This is a genomic window from Lederbergia sp. NSJ-179 (assembly GCF_022867885.1).
Taxonomy (GTDB): Bacteria; Bacillota; Bacilli; order Bacillales; family Bacillaceae_C; genus Lederbergia.
Map to the genome: position 1 here is coordinate 45,083 of NZ_JALIFP010000010.1, position 18,176 is coordinate 63,258.

At 38.1% G+C, this 18,176-nt stretch carries 19 protein-coding genes and 1 riboswitch; of the genes, 17 read left to right on the forward strand and 2 right to left on the reverse strand.

The features are described 5' to 3' along the window. Nucleotides 1-11 precede the first annotated feature (11 nt). The gene (locus MUB24_RS09780; protein WP_396426726.1) at nucleotides 12-929 is read right to left on the reverse strand and encodes a YitT family protein; all 918 of its coding nucleotides are present in this window, start codon (nucleotides 927-929) and stop codon (nucleotides 12-14) included. A gap of 221 nt (nucleotides 930-1,150) precedes the next feature. Here MUB24_RS09780 and trhO point away from each other — a divergent pair, with 221 nt between their 5' ends. From trhO to MUB24_RS09810, 6 genes are all read left to right on the forward strand, one after another. Continuing rightward, a complete protein-coding gene (trhO, locus tag MUB24_RS09785) occupies nucleotides 1,151-2,125 on the forward strand; it encodes an oxygen-dependent tRNA uridine(34) hydroxylase TrhO (RefSeq protein ID WP_280516942.1) in 975 nt (324 codons plus the stop codon). Between the two features lie 125 nt (nucleotides 2,126-2,250). After that, nucleotides 2,251-2,454: a DUF1657 domain-containing protein gene (locus tag MUB24_RS09790; RefSeq protein ID WP_244703514.1), complete on the forward strand. Its 204-nt coding sequence runs from the start codon at nucleotides 2,251-2,253 to the stop codon at nucleotides 2,452-2,454. A 59-nt stretch (nucleotides 2,455-2,513) separates the two neighbouring features. After that, nucleotides 2,514-2,720: a DUF1657 domain-containing protein gene (locus MUB24_RS09795; RefSeq protein WP_244703515.1), complete on the forward strand. Its 207-nt coding sequence runs from the start codon at nucleotides 2,514-2,516 to the stop codon at nucleotides 2,718-2,720. Nucleotides 2,721-2,780: 60 nt separating this feature from the next. Continuing rightward, complete coding sequence (locus tag MUB24_RS09800) at nucleotides 2,781-3,611, forward strand: DUF421 domain-containing protein (RefSeq protein ID WP_244703706.1); 831 nt, start codon at nucleotides 2,781-2,783, stop codon at nucleotides 3,609-3,611. 189 nt (nucleotides 3,612-3,800) lie between these two features. Further along, nucleotides 3,801-3,983 carry a cold-shock protein gene (locus tag MUB24_RS09805; RefSeq protein ID WP_244703529.1) on the forward strand — a complete coding sequence of 61 codons (183 nt, stop codon included), beginning with the start codon at nucleotides 3,801-3,803 and terminating at the stop codon, nucleotides 3,981-3,983. Nucleotides 3,984-4,116: 133 nt separating this feature from the next. Beyond that, the gene (locus MUB24_RS09810) at nucleotides 4,117-5,691 is read left to right on the forward strand and encodes an FAD-dependent oxidoreductase (protein ID WP_244703532.1); all 1,575 of its coding nucleotides are present in this window, start codon (nucleotides 4,117-4,119) and stop codon (nucleotides 5,689-5,691) included. Nucleotides 5,692-5,735: 44 nt separating this feature from the next. Here the strand turns inward: MUB24_RS09810 and msrA are convergent, their stop codons facing one another. Then, nucleotides 5,736-6,260 carry a peptide-methionine (S)-S-oxide reductase MsrA gene (gene msrA, locus MUB24_RS09815; RefSeq protein WP_280516943.1) on the reverse strand — a complete coding sequence of 175 codons (525 nt, stop codon included), beginning with the start codon at nucleotides 6,258-6,260 and terminating at the stop codon, nucleotides 5,736-5,738. Nucleotides 6,261-6,443: 183 nt separating this feature from the next. Between msrA and MUB24_RS09820 the strand changes: the two genes are divergently transcribed. The 11 genes from MUB24_RS09820 (at nucleotide 6,444) to MUB24_RS09870 (ending at nucleotide 18,172) form a co-directional block, all read left to right on the forward strand. After that, entirely contained in the window at nucleotides 6,444-8,177 is a 1,734-nt protein-coding gene (locus MUB24_RS09820; RefSeq protein WP_244703534.1) for an ABC transporter ATP-binding protein, read from the forward strand. Then, nucleotides 8,167-9,960 carry an ABC transporter ATP-binding protein gene (locus MUB24_RS09825; protein WP_244703536.1) on the forward strand — a complete coding sequence of 598 codons (1,794 nt, stop codon included), beginning with the start codon at nucleotides 8,167-8,169 and terminating at the stop codon, nucleotides 9,958-9,960. Before MUB24_RS09820 ends, MUB24_RS09825 begins: the two co-directional genes overlap by 11 nt. A gap of 496 nt (nucleotides 9,961-10,456) precedes the next feature. Further along, nucleotides 10,457-11,362, forward strand: a complete 906-nt coding sequence (gene metA / locus MUB24_RS09830; RefSeq protein WP_244703539.1) for a homoserine O-acetyltransferase MetA — start codon at nucleotides 10,457-10,459, stop codon at nucleotides 11,360-11,362. Between the two features lie 270 nt (nucleotides 11,363-11,632). After that, nucleotides 11,633-12,697: a dual-specificity RNA methyltransferase RlmN gene (rlmN, locus tag MUB24_RS09835; protein WP_244703541.1), complete on the forward strand. Its 1,065-nt coding sequence runs from the start codon at nucleotides 11,633-11,635 to the stop codon at nucleotides 12,695-12,697. A gap of 150 nt (nucleotides 12,698-12,847) precedes the next feature. Beyond that, a riboswitch (SAM riboswitch) is annotated at nucleotides 12,848-12,947 on the forward strand. A 262-nt stretch (nucleotides 12,948-13,209) separates the two neighbouring features. Beyond that, nucleotides 13,210-13,797, forward strand: a complete 588-nt coding sequence (cysC, locus tag MUB24_RS09840; RefSeq protein ID WP_244703545.1) for an adenylyl-sulfate kinase — start codon at nucleotides 13,210-13,212, stop codon at nucleotides 13,795-13,797. A gap of 160 nt (nucleotides 13,798-13,957) precedes the next feature. Continuing rightward, on the forward strand, nucleotides 13,958-14,662 hold the full coding sequence (locus tag MUB24_RS09845) for a phosphoadenylyl-sulfate reductase (protein ID WP_244703710.1): 705 nt from the start codon (nucleotides 13,958-13,960) through the stop codon (nucleotides 14,660-14,662). A 32-nt stretch (nucleotides 14,663-14,694) separates the two neighbouring features. Next, complete coding sequence (gene sat, locus MUB24_RS09850; protein ID WP_244703548.1) at nucleotides 14,695-15,837, forward strand: sulfate adenylyltransferase; 1,143 nt, start codon at nucleotides 14,695-14,697, stop codon at nucleotides 15,835-15,837. A gap of 36 nt (nucleotides 15,838-15,873) precedes the next feature. Continuing rightward, the gene (cobA, locus tag MUB24_RS09855) at nucleotides 15,874-16,650 is read left to right on the forward strand and encodes a uroporphyrinogen-III C-methyltransferase (protein ID WP_244703550.1); all 777 of its coding nucleotides are present in this window, start codon (nucleotides 15,874-15,876) and stop codon (nucleotides 16,648-16,650) included. A gap of 20 nt (nucleotides 16,651-16,670) precedes the next feature. Next, on the forward strand, nucleotides 16,671-17,414 hold the full coding sequence (locus MUB24_RS09860; RefSeq protein ID WP_244703554.1) for a sirohydrochlorin chelatase: 744 nt from the start codon (nucleotides 16,671-16,673) through the stop codon (nucleotides 17,412-17,414). A gap of 19 nt (nucleotides 17,415-17,433) precedes the next feature. Continuing rightward, a complete protein-coding gene (locus tag MUB24_RS09865; RefSeq protein WP_244703558.1) occupies nucleotides 17,434-18,063 on the forward strand; it encodes an NAD(P)-binding protein in 630 nt (209 codons plus the stop codon). Beyond that, nucleotides 18,026-18,172 (forward strand): YezD family protein, encoded by a 147-nt coding sequence (locus MUB24_RS09870; protein ID WP_244703560.1) that lies wholly within the window; start codon nucleotides 18,026-18,028, stop codon nucleotides 18,170-18,172. The genes MUB24_RS09865 and MUB24_RS09870 overlap by 38 nt, the downstream gene beginning before the upstream one ends. The last annotated feature ends 4 nt before the right edge of the window (nucleotides 18,173-18,176 follow it).

Here is an 18,176-nt window from a genome sequence, read left to right on the forward strand (position 1 = left end):
AACCTCGCTTTTTAATGGATATGTCTTTTCTTAAAATGACCGCCATGTACCTCTGAAATATGACCAATCGCTAAAAATGCCGACTCATCATGATCCTCCAGAATGGATTTTAATTTCGACTCTTCCAGTCTTGTAATCACGCAAAAAATGACCTTTTTAGTATCGCCCGTATAAGCTCCTTGTCCGGTTAAATAGGTGACACCTCGTCCTAATCTAGCCAAAATCGTCTCACCAATTTCATCTGCATAGTCACTTATAATCCATACTGCCTTCGATTCATTTAATCCTTCTACAACAATATCAATTACTTTAAAAGCGATAAAATACGTGATAATAGAGTACATCGCACGCTCCCAGCCAAAAATAAAACCTGCTGAGGCAAAAATGAAGAAATTAAAAAACATAATAATTTCTCCAACTGAGAATGGGAGCTTATTATTAAGAAGGATGGATAGAACCTCCGTGCCATCTAGACATCCACCAAAACGAATCACTATACCAACACCCATGCCCAAAACAATTCCGCCGAAAACGGTATCCAGTAAGAGATCATTTGTGACAACGTATACATCATGTAAAAGGACTGATGAAAGGGATAAAACAAAGATTCCATAAAGAGTGGTCAAGGCAAATGTTTTTCCGATTTGCTTATAACCGAGGTAAATAAAGGGAAGATTACATACAAACAGTATAAACCCGACTCGCCAACCTGTAAGATGGGAGAAAATAATAGATATTCCCGTTATCCCACCGTCTAAAATATTATTAGGAACTAAAAACAATTCAAGTGCGGTGGCCATTAAAATAGCACCAATTGTCACGAATAGAATACGCCAAAAAAGGATTCTCCTTTTTAATTTTTTGTGGTGTTGTTTCACTAATATTGCATTTTGCTCGTTTTCCTTCATCTCATCAACCTTTCTATTCATAATCCATACTTTTATTATAAACGTAACTAGCGGGCATGAAAAATATTTTTCCTTTTCCATGAGTTAGTAAATTTTTCGTCAAGGCTGTTCATATTGATTTTTTGGTAAAGAATCGGTAAAATAATCATTGTAAGAGTAAAGTGTATATTCGGGAAACCGAACATGAATCCTCCTAAACACGTTTATATCTTGCAAATATAACAGGATAGGTGGTATTTTTTTTGGAAAAAAATCCTAAATATCGAGTATTATTGTACTATCAGTATGTAGAAATGGAAGAACCAGATGTATTTGCAAAAAGACATTTGAAATTTTGCAAAAGCCTTGGATTGAAAGGACGAATTCTTGTCGCCAAAGAAGGGATTAATGGGACCGTTTCTGGGACATGGGAACAGACAGAAACCTATATGAATGAAATGAAAAAAGATCCCCGTTTTGAATCGATGGTCTTTAAGATTGATGAGTCTGAACGTCATGCTTTTAAAAAAATGCATGTACGTCACCGTCCTGAACTTGTCACTTTACGCTTGGAAGATGACATCAATCCTAATGAAATAACAGGGAAACATTTAAGCCCAGTAGAATTTTACCAAGCGATGCAGGATGAGGAGACCATTGTTCTTGATGCGCGTAATGATTATGAGTATGATCTAGGTCATTTCAGAGGGGCCATTCGACCTGATATTAAAACCTTTCGTGAGCTCCCTGATTGGGTCCGAGAAAATAAAGAGCAACTACAAGGTAAGAAAATTTTAACCTATTGTACAGGTGGTATCCGCTGTGAAAAATTTTCCGGGTGGTTGAAGCAAGAAGGCTTTGATAACGTAGGGCAACTTCATGGAGGGATTGTCACCTATGGAAAAGATCCAGAGGTGCAAGGGGAACTCTGGGATGGTCAATGCTATGTATTTGACGAAAGAATTGCTGTTCCGATTAATCAAAAAGAACATGTGATTGTGGGTCGTGATTATTTTGATGGCACACCATGCGAACGTTATGTGAATTGTGCGAATCCTGAATGTAATAAACAAATCTTGTGTTCAGAAGAGAATGAACATAAATATATGAGAAGTTGTACAGATGAATGCCGTATTCATCCTAGAAATTTATATGTGAAAGAGCATAATCTTACCGAGGAAGAAGTAAAAGAAAGAATAGAGAATCTTAAACACAAATTAGAACCTAGCGTAAACTAAAAGAAGCCGATGTCCTACGTAAAAGGATATCGGCTTTTTCTATACCATATTTTTCATGACATGTATTTCTGAAAAAGCCACATAATAAAGACGTTCCCAAAAAGCTTTAGGAGGGTCAATATTCTATGACAGTTATTACAAAAGTACAACAAACATTAACCGGATTAAAAACGGCACAAGCGAGTTTTGAGGGATTTGCCTTAGATACAGATAATCAACAAGCAAAACAACTTTACAAAACATGTGCTCAACAAACCCAAGCCATTATTGACTCGCTGGAACCACGTATTCAAGAAGTTATTCAAGAGGAACCTCAATATAATCAATAATGTTAGTAAAAGGGAACAGAGGTCACTCTGTTCCCCTAAATTCCAGGAGGAATCACTAAATGACTGTTTTTAGCAATGTAAAAGGAACATTAGCGGCAGCCAAAACCATTCAAGCAGAATTTAGCCGTCTTGCTGAATCAACTTCAGATGATAATGCGAAAAGAATCTTTCACGAATGTATGGAGGATATGGACTCCGTTATTTATGAGTTGAATCATCGAGTGGAATTTATGAAGGCAGAAGAACAGCAATATCGAAATTCGTAAAAGGAGGAACATGAAGTGGATATTCCGAACTGGCTTGAAATCATCCTTCGTTCATCGGCTATGATTGTTGTTCTATTTTTATTAACAAAATGGTTGGGAAAAAAGCAATTATCTCATCTATCCTTTTTTGAATATATTGTCGGTATTACAATTGGGAGTATAGCGGCAGAAATTTCCACAGGATTGGAAAGTAATATCATAAATGGAGTGTACAGTCTTATAGTGTGGACAGCGATCCCTTTTTTTGCTGGATTAATTGGAATGAAAAGCAAAAAGTTCCGTAATTTTATTGAAGGATCCTCAACAGTCGTGATTAAAAATGGAAAAATACAAGAAGAAAATTTATCAAAAGAACAATATACCGTTGATGAATTATTACAATTACTTAGAAAGAAAGATGCTTTTCAGGTTGCTGATGTTGAATTTGCTATTTTAGAACCAAATGGGGATTTAAATGTGATGCTTAAAAAAGACAAGCGCCCCGTTACACCTGAAGATCTCCAACTTGATGTAGCTCCAGAAAAAATACCTCAAACCGTGATCATGGAAGGGAAGGTAATGGATGTTGCTTTGTCTGCAAGAGGTTTAAGCAGGGCTTGGCTTGATACAGAATTGGAAAAACTTGGTGTGGCTCTTGATAATGTTTATGTGGGCCAAGTGGATGCGTATGGTCAATTAACTGTGGATATCTATGATGATAAGATACAAATTCCTAAAACGAAACCGAGACAAGCCCTTTTGACCTCATTGAAAAAGTGCCAGGCTGATTTAGAATCTTTTTCACTTGATACAGATTCGCCGGAAGCGAAACAGATGTACAAAAGGAATGCGGATATATTAAATGCCATCATCCAGAAATCGGAACATCTTCTAATGCAAAAAAACCCCTGATTTTCAGGTCTAGCGCGGGCGTCCAGCCCTGAAAGGCGGTAATCTCACACTAAGCTATTCATCCGTACCAAGGCGCTTGCGCTTTTCTTAATAGAGGGGTTCATACATAGATTCGACTCGCCAGGGTAATTTGGTTTATGGATCTAAATGGCGTATAATAAGAGTAATAATAAGAAAGGGGATCTTGCCATGGCTTACAGAAGGGGACCACGGGAACCAGTCCCAGAAAAGGAAACAGTTGTTTGGTCATGTACGAATAAAGAATGCTCATGTTGGATGAGGGATGCCTTTTCTACCGACGAAAAAACCATTTGTCCTATATGTAAATCAGAAATGGAAAAAGAGATACGAGTTTTACCTGTAATCAGTTAATTCTAAACAAAACGCATGTTAGAACTAGAATGAAGGATTGTCCACTTGGGCAATCCTTTTTACTTTTTATACATACATTTCTTATGATTGGGGAATATCAATGAATAGAAACCATAAGAGGGGGCTTAACTTAATGGACCAATTTATTGATAAAAAAGGACAACTTCCCAACTCACCTGAATCATGGTGGATTCATTCAACAAAAATGCCTGATTTTCCAATATTAGAAGAAGATATGAACGTAGAAGCAGCAATTGTTGGAGGCGGTATTACTGGAATTACAACCGCTTATTTGTTAGCGAAAGAAGGGATTCAAGTAGCCCTATTTGAAGCGAATTCACTTTTCAATGGAACGACAGGTCATACAACAGCAAAGATTACAGCGCAACACGCTCTGATTTACAAAGAACTGATCCAGCATTTTGGGGAAGACAAAGCAAAACTGTATTATCAGGCTAACCAGAATGCGATGAACCAGATGGAAGAATGGATTAAAACCAATGAGGTGGATTGCAATTTTCAAAAAGAGGACGCTTTTGTTTATACAAATGCAGATGATTATATAGAAACATTGAAACAGGAAGCAGATGCCTATGAAAGATTAGGTATTCAAGGCGAATTTAGGAATGAAATTCCCCTTCCCGTACCACACAAAGGTGCTGTTGTTATGAAAGATCAGGCTCATTTTCATCCCCTTCATTATTTATCGAAGATGGTCGAACTAATGCAAGCGCAAGGTGTTCAAATGTATGAAAATTGTGTTGCAAGCCAATTAGAGGACGGTAATCCAGCAACGATCCGCTTTAAAAATGGAAAAAGAGTCAAGGCGAAGTACGTGATCTCTGCCTCTCATTTTCCATTTCATGATGGACGCGGCTATTTTGCCCGTCTTTATCCAGAACGCTCCTATGTCATTGCTGCCAAACCAGCTAAGCCTTTTGTCGGAGGAATGTATATTAATGTGGAGCAACCAACCCGTTCTATTAGACCCGTCCTTATCGAAGGCGAGGAGATGCTTTTATTTAGTGGCGATGGTCATAAGGCGGGGCAAGGCGGAGAGGAACTCAAACATTATCAGGCATTGGAAAAATTTGCTAAGGAAAACTTTGGAGTTCAACAAGTATTATATCGATGGTCCACTCAAGATTTAGTAACACCCGATAAAGTCCCCTATATTGGCCGGTTATCGCAAGGAAATAATGTATATGTTGCAACAGGTTTCCGTAAGTGGGGGATGACGAACAGCCATGTAGCCGCAAATATCATTAAAGATTTAATTACAGGTAAAGCGAATCCTTATGAAGAGTTGTATACACCTGCAAGGTTTAAGGCCGATCCTAGTTTTAAAAAGGTGATCAAAGAAAATGTAAATGTGGCCTCGCAGCTTGTCAGTGGAAAATTGGAGACACCGGATAAAGAGTTAAAAGATATTAAAGAGGGAGAAGGGGCTGCGATAAGCATTAAGGGCAGACGGGCTGGTGCCTATAAAACCGAACAGGGCCAATTGTATATTGTTGACACCACCTGCACCCATATGGGATGTGAAGTCAATTGGAATGGTGGTGATCGCTCTTGGGATTGCCCTTGCCATGGTTCCCGCTTTACTTATAAAGGGGAAGTCATGGAAGGCCCTGCAGAAACGCCATTAAAAACGATCGATCCTGACGACATTGACTATTCAACTTCAAACATCCTTTTTAAAGATTAGAAAACAGGGCTGTTCCATAAGTGCTTGGCACTTACGGAACAGCCCTATTTCCAAAATCTTTGGATAAACTCATCACGCCCTGACTTTTTTCGGTCTTCTAAATAGGCTTCTTTATTTTTTTTATAAAAATCTTGATGGTACTCTTCCGCAGGGTAGAATTTTTGAGCAGGTTGTATCTCAGTGATAATGGGCTTTTTAAATTTCCCACTTGCAATCAGTTGAGCTTTCGACCTTTCTGCTGACTTCTTTTGTTCATCGTTATGATAAAAAATAACCGTTCGATAGGATGGACCTCGGTCATGAAATTGTCCACCAGCATCTGTTGGATCAATTTGCTGCCAATAAATTTCAAGTAGTTGTTCATAGGGCATCAACTGAGGATCATAAGTGATTTGAACAACTTCATAATGTCCGGATTTTCCTGATTTCACATCTTCGTAGGTAGGGTTAGAAAGAGTTCCTCCAGAGTAACCGGAAATAATGCTTTCAATCCCATCCCATTGATCAAATGGTTTCACCATACACCAAAAACAGCCGCCTGCAAATGTTGCTTTTTCAAAATTTTTCATTATATATCCCTTCAAAACAAAGTTGATCTTTTTATTTAATCATATTTTTTAACAATCTTCCACCAACAAGATTATTTTGTAAGTTTTGAAAAGCCAGCATGATCAGATGACATTTTTTTGATTTTCATTTAAGATAGGTAGTGACATTATATTTAGATATACGAACGATCCGGGGGAATGCAAATGAGGAAAGTCATCTCTTATTTAAAACCTTATCGGTGGGCCATGATTATTGCCTGGATGCTGATGCTTGTGGAATTAGCAGTAGAATTATCGCATCCGATGTTTATGGCAAATATTATTGATGAGGGGATATTAACAGAGGATCTAAATGCCATTATGAAATGGGGAGGGATTATGGTTAGCATGTCCTTGCTTGGATTTGTAGCTGGGATTACGAATTCATTTTTTTCCTCCCAGGCAAGTCAGGGGTTTGGGTACGATGTACGAGCTGCTTTGTTCAAAAAGGTGCAATCGTTTTCATTTAATAATTTAGCCCAATTCCAAACATCCTCTCTTATCACCCGCCTTACAAATGACATTACGCAAATTCAAAATACTGTTCACATGAGTTTACGAGTCGCTTTACGAACACCTTTACTCATCGTTGGTGGAGTGACGATGGCATTCTTTGTCAATGTCAAGTTAGCACTCATTTTAATTGTTCCCATTCCTTTTCTTGTCGTCTTACTGTTTTGGATGATGAAAATAACGGGTAAGCTATTTCGATTGGTACAAGATAAATTGGATAAAGTCAATAATGTCATGCAAGAAAATCTAGCTTCTATGCGCTTGATTAAAGCTTTTATTCGGGGGGATTTTGAAGAAAGACGTTTTGGCGGGGCTAATGAAGATTTGCGAAAGCAGACAGTAAAAACGTTGAGACTTGTAGAATTGCTTGGACCGCTTCTGCTATTTATTATGAATCTAGCTATTTTAATTATATTATGGTTTGCAGCTGCAGATGTCCACCAAGCGAGAATCAATGTTGGAGAGGTTGTAGCCATTGTCAATTATGGTTTTCGAATTACAATGGCTTTATCCATGTTATCGTGGATCATTACAGCTTTTTCTCGGGGAAAAGCATCCTCCGAACGAATTACGGAAGTCCTCAAAACTTCTGTAGATTTGGAAGATGATGGATCAGCTTTATCGGATAAAAAGATCCAAAGTGGAAAAGTAGAATTTCAGAATGTAAGTTTTAAATACCCCGGAACAGATAATTTTGTGCTTTCGAATATTTCCTTTACAGCAAATCCCGGTGAAACCATCGCTGTAATGGGGGCAACGGGGGCAGGAAAGTCAGCTTTATTCCAGCTAATTCCAAGACTTTATGATGTGAATGAAGGATCTATAAAGATTGATGATCATAATATTAAGACGATGACATTAACTTCTCTAAGGAAACAAATCGGCTTTGTTCCACAGGAGTCCATTCTTTTTACTGGTTCCGTTGAAAGCAATATTGCTTGGGGGAAAGAAGATGCGTCCATGGAAGAAATTATGGAAAGCACAACAGATGCGCAAATACATGAAACGATCCGAAGATTGCCCCAGCAGTATCAAACGAAAATTGGCCAGAAAGGGGTCAATTTATCCGGTGGTCAAAAACAAAGGCTTTCCATCGCGAGAGCGCTTGTTCGAACACCTAAGTTATTATTTTTAGATGATAGTACGAGTGCACTTGATATGAAAACAGAGGGAAAATTATTGGAAGCGATCGAGAAGTATGATTGTACGCTATTTATCATTACACAAAAGGTAACAACAGCCATGAGAGCAGACAAAATTTTATTATTAGATGAAGGGGAATTAGTAGCATATGGAAGCCATGATACATTAATGAAAACCTCCCCCCTTTATCAAAATATCTATCAGTCCCAATTTGCAAAGGGGGCGTTCGCAGATGTCCAATAAAAGAAGAATGGGTCAGCCCCTGAAGGTTGAAAAAGCAAAGAACTGGAAAAAAACGTTAATTCGCATTTGGCGATATCTTGATGTCTATAGAGGCCAATTATTTCTTGTTTTTTTCACTGTATTAGCGAGCTCGGGGCTTGGGCTTTTAGGACCTTATTTAATTGGTCAAACCATCGATAAATATATTGCGGAAAATAGCGGAAATACGTTAGTCTTTATTCTTGTGATGATTGCTTTTGTCTACTTCTTCTTTTCATTCACCAGCTTTATACAAAACTATTGGATGATTGGAATTGGTCAAAAAACAGTTTTTACAATGAGGAAACAGTTGTTTCATCAGCTTCATAAATTACCTATTAAGTTCTTTGATAAACGTCAACACGGGGAGTTAATGAGTCGTTTAACGAATGATATTGATAATGTCAGTCAAACGCTTAATACATCTGTGATCCAATTATCTTCAAGTATTATTACCCTTGTAGGGACCATCACCGTTATGTTGATGTTAAGTCCTTTGTTGACATTGATTACGATGATTGTTGTACCTATCATGTATTTCGGAATGAAATGGATCACAAATCGTACAGGGAGACTTTTTAAAGAGCAACAGAGACATCTTGGGGATTTAAATGGATTTATTCAAGAGACCATTGCCGGCCAAACGATTGTGAAAACTTTTTCTCAAGAGGAAAAAATTATTGTGGAATTTATGGAAAAAAATGAACGATTAAAAAATGCCGGTTACTGGGCACAAGTTTACTCCGGTTTTATTCCAAAGTTGATGAATATGCTGAACAACTTAAATTTTGCGATCATTGCAGGTGCCGGGGGACTACTGGCGTTGAACGAATATGTTAGTATTGGAACCATTGTCGTGTTTACGGAATACTCCCGTCAATTTACCCGTCCTTTGAATGAATTAGCGAACCAGTTTAACACATTACTTTCTGCCGTAGCTGGTGCGGAAAGAGTTTTTGAAATCTTGGGTGAACCGGAAGAAAGAGATGAAGCATCCAGTCGTTCTATCGCGCAGATAAATGGGGAGATTGAATTTAAACATGTATCTTTTTCTTATGATCTGAATGATGTAGATCAAACGGTTAAAGATATTAGCTTTCGCGTGAAACCAGGGGAAACCGTTGCACTTGTAGGACCGACTGGGGCAGGGAAAACAACGATTATTAATCTACTAGCCCGATTCTATGAAACCAATCAAGGTGAAATATTAATCGATGGTATGGATATTCGGACAATAAAAAGAAATGATCTAAGAAGGCATATGGGCTTTGTTTTGCAGGATGCGTATCTTTTTCAAGGAACCGTCCGAGAAAATATTCGCTATGGAAGACTAGATGCTTCAGATGAAGAAGTGGAAGAAGCGGCCAAAATGGCAAATGCTCACTCTTTTATTATGAAATTACCAAACAAATATGATACTATTCTCAAACAGGATGGCAGTGGAATTAGCCAAGGGCAGAGACAACTTCTGTCGATAGCGAGAGCGATGCTTTCCAACCCATCTTTGCTTATATTAGATGAGGCTACAAGTAATATTGATACCATTACAGAAATGAAAATCCAGGAGGCACTGTTTCGTTTGATGAAAGGCAGAACAAGTGTGGTAATTGCCCACAGACTGAATACAATCCAAAATGCTGACCAGATTCTCGTACTAAATCAAGGACAGTTAATCGAACGAGGCACACACACATCTCTTCTCCAACAACATGGCTTCTATTATGATTTATTCCATAGCCAAATAAAGGAGGAAGTAGGTTCATAAGAAAAGCGCAAGGCGCCCGCCTATCGGCGACAAGCAAATGTTCTGAGACAAGAAAAGTCCGGTCTTGACTTTTATTGTCTCAGGTTATTTGACCTCGAGCCGATGGCGCCTGGAGCTAGATCCAAACATTAGCCAATTTTTATACTTTCCTATCCCGTAAGAAAAGCGCAAGCGCCCGTTTAGCGACGTACAAACTTTTTAGGGGCCTGACGAGATAAAGGAAACACGATGAACCCGAAGGGTGAATCGATGTTGACTTATCATAGGAAGGCACCGAAAGTTTGCTAGTCGCTGGGCGCTGGAGCTAGATCCAACATTAGCCAAAATTTATACTTTCCTATCCTGTAAAGAAAAGCGGAAGGATTGTGAACGAATAATATATCCCTTAAAGTGAATACAAGTTAAATAAAAGAAAGATATTTTCCAACATCGCTTGCCGAAATGCCTATTCAACCCTATAATAATTCATATTAGAATATTTTAGGGGGGATATGGATTGCCTATTAATATACCGCGAAAAATGCCAGCTAAAGAAATATTAGAGAAAGAGAAAATATTTGTAATGGATGAAGACAGAGCCATTACACAAGATATCCGTCCACTTAATATTTTAATATTAAATTTGATGCCTGAAAAACAAAAAACAGAGGTGCAGCTATTACGCCTATTAGGAAATACTCCTCTTCAATTGAATGTATCTTTTTTACATATGGCTACACATCAATCGAAGACGGTTAATAAAACGCATTTAGATCAATTTTATACCACGTTTTCCCAAGTAAAGGACAAATATTTTGATGGAATGATTATTACTGGGGCACCTATAGAACATTTACCTTTTCAACAAGTGACATATTGGGAAGAATTAAAAGAAATTATGAAATGGACAGAAACCCAGGTAACATCTACTATGCACATTTGCTGGGGAGCACAGGCAGCCCTTTATTATCATTATGGCATCGACAAATATGAATTACAGGAAAAATGTTCGGGGATTTTTGCACATGAACTTAAATATCCAAAACTGAAATTAGTTCGGGGATTTGATGATGTATTTTTGGCCCCTCATTCACGAAACACTAGTGTTAGTGAAGAAGAGATTGACCAACACCCAGATTTACTTCTTGTTTCTAAAGGGGAGGCTGGACCATTCATGATCATGTCTAAAGATGAGAAAAATATTATGATAACAGGTCACTTAGAGTATGATGCAACAACGCTGGCAGAGGAATATAAAAGGGATTTAAATAAAGGGATCTCTATCCAACCACCAGAGAACTATTTTCCGAATAATGATTATACCAAAAAACCTGTTCATACATGGCGTTCGCATAGCCATTTACTTTTCTCCAATTGGTTAAACTATTATGTTTATCAAGAAACTCCATATGAATGGAAATAATGGTCTTAGGGCTAAATTCGCCGCATCCGCACGTCTTCGCCTAAGTGACCAACATCCTGTAGGCCCGAATGTCTCATTTTCAACTGAGGCATTCTTTTTTTGTAATGACATTTCGTACATCCAACCACATTGTGTCTACGTTTTCGATGAACCTTGGACTTTTCGTATATCCAACTTTAATTTGGGATCTGTTTCGTAAGAGGGTTGTTTCCTTTTTTCAACCTTAGTATTATAATAACTACATGCATTTTTTGAAATGAGGTATTCAAAGTGAAACAATCGATTTACGGTTTAACCAGCGATCAACTGACAGAATGGTTGTTGGAACGAGGACAGAAAAAGTATCGGGCAGAACAAATTTGGGATTGGTTGTATAGAAAAAGAGTGACCAACTTTTCAGATATGAAAAATATTAATCAAGAATGTTTACAATTACTGGAAGAACATTTTACGATTCAAACGCTAAAACAAGCAGTCAAGCAAGAATCTGCAGATGGAACGATTAAATTTTTGTTTGAGATGCAGGATGGCAATCTCATTGAGACAGTGTTAATGAGTTTTTCGTATGGTCTTTCCGTTTGTGTCACGACACAAGTTGGCTGTAATATTGGTTGCAGTTTTTGTGCAAGTGGATTATTGAAGAAGAACAGAGATTTACACAGCGGGGAAATTGTGGAACAAATTATGAAGGTTCAGCAGCATCTTGATGAAAAAGGGGAAGAGGAACGAGTTAGTCATATTGTTGTAATGGGCATTGGCGAGCCATTTGACAATTATAAAAACCTGATGAATTTTCTTCGTGTTGTCAATCATCCAAAGGGACTGGCTATCGGTGCAAGGCATATTACAGTATCAACGAGTGGACTTGCCCACAAGATCCGTGAATTTGCCGATGAGAATTTGCAAGTGAATTTGGCCTTATCCTTACATGCACCAAATGATGAACTAAGAACGCAGATTATGAAAATAAATAAGGCATTCTCCATTGAAAAATTAATGTCAGCTCTTGATTATTATCTAGAGAGAAATAATCGAAGAGTGACGATTGAATATATTTTATTGAAGGATGTAAATGATCATGTAGAAGAAGCTTTACAGCTTGCTAAATTACTACAAAATAAACGACATTTAACCTATGTGAATCTGATCCCTTATAATCCAGTAAATGAACATATCCAGTATGAAAGAAGCGAACAAAAGGACATTATGGCATTCTTCGATACTTTAAAGAAGAATGGCATTCAATGTGGTGTTCGTCATGAGCAAGGAGCTGACATAGACGCAGCTTGTGGTCAATTAAGAAGTAAGCAAATCAAAAAGAAAGCAGCTATGTAACTCTGATTAGCAAGTGAATGATGACAGCCATTCACTTGCTTCTTTTATACTATATCCGTTGCTTAAACCAAGTAAAAAGATGTGTTTAAAAATAATTTCAAAAAATTGTTGACATTTCCATTTTTAGCCTGTAATATGAATGCAACAAAAATCTTATCCAGAGAGGTTGAGGGATTGACCCAATAAAGCCTCGGCAACAGGCTAACAGCACTGTGCCAATTCCAATGAGTATAGGCGCTGAAGATAAGAAGAGTTAAGTGGATGATTGTGCGCCCTTCTCTTCAGAGAAAGGGTTATTTTATAAGTAAAAAAAGAATATCTATGCTGATTAGTCAACTAAAGGCATCTTTTTAAATTGATCTCGATCAGTTTATAAGGGTGTCTTTTTCTGGCTTTAGGACACATGCCATTGTATCTTCTATAAACTAGGGGACTTATACTGGAGTGATCACCGCTAGTTTTCGATTATGATGATCATATTACTTACAGACTATAGTTAGGAGGACAAATCAATGAATATTATATGGCATGAATCAGAAGTTTCAAAGGAAAATAGAAGACGATTAAAACAACATAAAAGTGCGATCATTTGGTTTACCGGGCTTTCCGGAGCGGGGAAGTCAACCATTTCTTCTGCTTTGGAAAATGAATTGTTTAATATTGGCATTCACACCTACCGTCTTGACGGTGATAATATCCGCCATGGATTAAATAAAGATTTAGGCTTTAAACCGGATGATCGCAGAGAAAACATTCGTAGAATCGGAGAGGTAGCGAAGTTACTAGTTGATGCTGGGTTAATCACACTAACAGCATTTATCTCCCCCTATCGTGAGGATCGTCATCAAGTTCGAGAACTAGTTGAACCTGACGAAATGATTGAGGTATATGTAAAAGCAAGCTTAGAGACATGTGAGGAAAGAGATCCTAAGGGATTATATCAAAAAGCTCGCTTGGGCGAAATAAAAGATTTTACAGGCATAGATGCCCCATATGAGGAACCATTAGACCCTGAGATCATTCTAGATACGAATAAACTAAGTATAAAAGAGTCTGTCACAATCATTGTGGAATATCTCCGAAATAATCGATATATATAGAAAGAGAGAAAATGGGGGAAAGTATGTTTTTAATTCACACTTAACCTATAGGAAAAAATAGTGTGGTTTTGCTGGCTTGCGATTTATTTTGCTGACTCTAAAACAGAGGCAGTCTTTCTTTATAAAAAAATGCCTGTAATGGAGGTGAAATAAATTGACCATTTTAACGTATGATTCATGGGAGAAGCCAAAGGATGAATTTATTGTAGATCCCCAATATAAAGGAGCCATAAATGTATTGAAATGGGCATACGAAGAATATGGGGATCAGCTTATCTATTCCTGTAGTTTTGGGATTGAGGGGATTGTACTGATTGATTTAATTTCGGCTATCAGACCTACAGCTAGGATAGTATTTCTAGATACAGGGCTTCATTTCCAAGAAACCTATGAATTAATCGAAAATATAAAACGAAAATATCCAAAGCTGCAAATCGAAATGAAAAAGCCTACCATATCTGTGGAGGAGCAAGCAAAACAATATGGAGAAAAACTATGGGAGAGACAGCCTGATCGTTGTTGCTATATGAGAAAAGTTCTCCCCCTTCGGGAAACATTATCAAATGCAACCGCTTGGATATCCGGACTTAGGAGGGAACAATCACCCTCAAGAAAAAATACCAATTTTATTAATAAGGATGAAACCTTTCAATCCATTAAAATTTGTCCCCTTATTCATTGGTCATGGAAGGATATTTGGAATTATGTGAAAGCACATCAATTGCCATACAACCCGCTCCACGATCAAGGGTATCCAAGTATCGGCTGCTGGCCATGTACATTACAAGGAGATATGGAAACAGGATCGAGATCAGGTCGTTGGGCCAACCAGGAAAAGACAGAATGTGGATTACATCAAAATTAATATAATCGATTCATTGAAAGGAGAATTTTTGCATGAGTCTCAGTCAACCACATGGAGGTAAACTGATTAATCGTTGGAATCCAGATTACGATTATGCCGATATTGCGCAATCAATAGAATTAGATGATATCGCATTCAGCGATTTGGAACTAATTGGGGTAGGAGCATATAGTCCATTAAAAGGTTTTCTTAGTGAGCAGGATTACCATTCCGTTCTTACTGACATGAGGTTATCGACAGGGGAACCATGGTCCATCCCGATTACTTTACTAACAACAGAAGAAAATGCCCAAACCTTTCAAATTGGTCAGTTCGTGAAACTAGAGAAAAACCAAACGGTCTACGGTGTGATCGAGGTAAGCGATATCTATCTTCCAGATAAAGAAAAAGAAGCTGAACTTGTTTATCGAACAACCGATCGTGAGCATCCTGGTGTAAAAAAATTATTTGAAAGAGATGTTGTCTACATTGGAGGAGACATCACACTAATAAAACGAATGGAAAGGGATCCATTTCCCGACTACTTCTATGATCCAGCCGAAACACGCAAGATATTTCGTGAGTTTGGCTGGGAGACTGTTGTCGGTTTTCAAACTAGAAACCCGGTTCATCGCGCCCATGAATATATTCAAAAGACAGCCCTAGAAATTGTTGATGGTCTCTTTTTACAACCACTTGTTGGTCAAACGAAGCAGGATGATATCCCAGCAGATGTACGCTTAAAGAGTTATCAAATATTACTAGAAAACTATTATTCAAAAGATCATGTATTTTTAGGAGTTTTTCCTGCAGCAATGAGATATGCCGGTCCTAGAGAAGCTGTGTTTCATGCCATGGTAAGGAAAAACTTTGGTTGCACCCATTTTATTGTCGGGCGTGATCATGCAGGTGTCGGTAATTATTATGGCACCTATGACGCTCAAAAAATATTTAGCCATTTTACACAAGAAGAACTTGGCATCACCTTACTCTTTTTTGAACATAGCTTTTATTGCAAAAAATGTGGCAGCATGGCTACAGCTAAAACATGTCCACATGATGCTAGTGACCATGAAATACTTTCAGGAACAAAGGTAAGGGAAAAGCTAAGAAATGGAGAATCACTCCCACCAACATTTAGTCGTCCTGAAGTAGTTGATATTTTAATTTCCGGGCTTCGAGAAAAGGTTGTGTGAAAAAAGGAGAAATCCGTTCAAAGGGAGGTAAGCCTAATGGGGAAGGTTTTCATAGTTGGGGCAGGCCCAGGAGATGTGGACTTAATCACAGTAAAGGGCCTCACTTGTATCCAAAAAGCAGATGTTATTTTGTATGATCGCTTAATCAATAAGGAACTTCTTTTGCATGCTAAAAAAGGGGCTGAACTTATTTTCTCAGGAAAGCTTCCAGGTTTTCATAAGAATAAACAAGAAATCATTCATCAACAATTAGTCAAATTTGCAAAAAGAGGAAAAATTGTCACTCGTTTAAAAGGAGGAGACCCTTTCGTTTTTGGTAGAGGAGCAGAAGAAGCGCAGATTCTAGCCGAACAGGGAATTCCATTTGAAATTGTTCCAGGCATTACCTCCGGGTTTGCAGCACCTGCTTATGCTGGCATTCCGGTGACCCATCGTGATTTTAGCTCTAGTTTTGCCATCGTTACGGGTCATATGAAGGCAGGGAAAGATGATGATATTCGGTGGCAACATTTAGCTCAAGGTGTTGATACACTTGCAATTTATATGGGGGTTGGTCAATTAGCTTATATTTGTCAGCAACTCATAAAGGCTGGGCGTTCCCCTCATACTCCTGTTGCCATGATCTATTGGGGCACAACCAATCTGCAAAGAACCATTACAGGAACACTCGCTACGATTGCAGACATAGCGAGCGAAGAAAATATTAAAAATCCAAGTATGATTGTGATTGGTGAGGTTGTTCGGTTACGTGAAAGCATTCAATGGTTTGAGCAAACTCAACAACCTCCTCAACAAATGTCGGTGATTGGGTAAAGAGGGGAGGAAGAATTTCATTGCAAGCAATCCTCTATATTAGCCATGGTAGTCGATTAAAAGCAGGTGTGAAAGAAGCCACTGATTTTATTCAACAATGCCAGCGGCAAATGAACGTAAATATTCAAGAAATATGCTTCTTGGAACTAGTGAAACCAAGTATCGCAGAAGGGATTGAAAACTGTATACAACAAGGGGCAACCCACATTGCTGTTGTTCCTCTTCTCCTTTTAACAGCCGTTCATGCGAAAAAGGATATTCCTTATCAACTTAAAAAAGCAAAAGAAAAATATCCACAAATTGACTTTGCGTACGGGTCTCCCTTGGGGATTCAACCCAAATTAATGGAGAGTCTATATGATCAATTAATGGCACAAAAATGGGAGATTCGCAAGAATGCAGAAATCCTCATCGTAGGGAGAGGAAGCAGTGATCCAGAAGTAAAGCGTGATTTAAATGAAATTGCCTCTCGCTTTCAAGAGACATATCGTTTACCAGCCGTTCATGTGTGCTTTCTATATGGAGCTACTCCCCATTTTGATGAAACCGTAGCTGCTTTAATAACTGAAAAGAAACAGATTATTATTCTTCCCTATTTATTATTTAATGGATTATTGATCGACGGAATAAGAAGAAAAATAAAAGATTATGGGGATAAGATTTGTCTCTGTGAGACTTTAGGACATCATCCAAATGTACAAACAGCTCTCTTAGAGCGTATCCGTGAATTACTTCCAAATAAAGAGAAACAATGGGTGATCTAGCATGGAGGCTTATCCGATCATGTTGAATCTAACAGGAAAAAAAGTAGTTGTGATTGGTGGTGGGTCTGTTGCCCACAGGAAAATCATTGAGTTACTACAGGCTGGTGCGATTGTGACAGTGGTCAGTCCTCATTTACATCCCAAACTTGACCCATACTATCGGTGTCAGAAATTCCAATGGCGGAAGAAAAAATTTGAGCCAGTAGATATAGAGGATGCGATGATGGTGATTGCGGCAACCAATCAAAAGAAGGTGAATGAAAGGGTCTGTCAGGCTGCTTCTAGTTGGCAACTACTAAATGTTGTGGATCAATCGGAACTAGGGAATTTCCATGTTCCCGCAAAACTATCAAGAGGGAAGCTCACAATCGCTGTTTCGACCAATGGGGCTAGTCCTATTCTTGCACAAACGATCCGGAATGAGATTAGTGAATTCTATCATGACTCATTTGAAGAGTATCTTCACTTTCTTTCACTTGCTCGCAAGCACATAAAAAAACATGTGTCAGATATAGTCGAAAGAAAAAGATTATTAAAAGAATTAACAGAAAAAGACTATCGAGAATCAGTGGAGAAACAAAAAGATTTTTTAGAAAGGGTGGTTCATTCCAATGAGCAATCAGAAGAAAAATTTGGAACAAGCGATTGAAACCGTAAAGGGGCATCTTAGTACGATGAAATATGGATCGATTACATTAATTGTTCAAGATCAACATGTGGTACAAATTGAAAAAAACGAAAAAATTCGCCTAAAATAGCGAA